A 519-nucleotide genomic window follows, 5' to 3' on the forward strand; every position below is an offset into this window, starting at 1 on the left:
GTCATCGCGCAGCGCCTCGAGGGGGACCTCCTCGAACCGCGCACGCGTGCCGTAGGCGCGTCCGACCTGGTCGGCCACCGCAGCGAGGGTGAGCTCGTCGCCGGCGATCTCGATGGCGTCCGTGTCGATCGAACCCGGATCGATGAGCAGGCGCGACGCGACCGAGCCGATGTCGCGCACGGCGACCATCTGGAGGGGGACGTCGGCCGGCATCGGGAGTCGGATCACGATGTCGCCGTTGTCGTCTCGCGTCAACTGCGGGGTGAGATTCTCCATGAAGAACGCGGGACGGACGAACGTCGCCGGGACGAGTTCGCTCAGCCGTCGCTCCACCGCGCGCTTGCTCTCGAAGTGGGGGATCCCCGTCTCCCGCTCGGCGCCGCCGACCGAGGAGTACACGACGCGCGGAACGCCGGAGCGTGCCGCCGCCTCGGCGACCGCGATTCCCCGACGCTCCTCGCCGACCACGCCGTCCGCACCGTCGAACGTCGTCATGAAGAAGAGGGCGGCGACACCGTC

Annotated in this window: 1 protein-coding gene; it reads right to left on the reverse strand. The window is 70.5% G+C overall.

All coding sequences use genetic code 11. From position 1 onward, the window contains the following. The coding region (locus AC4FQ5_RS20170; protein WP_491146530.1) for an NmrA family NAD(P)-binding protein at window positions 1–519 on the reverse strand (519 nt) is incomplete at both ends.

This window comes from Chryseobacterium sp. DT-167, from assembly GCF_058310155.1.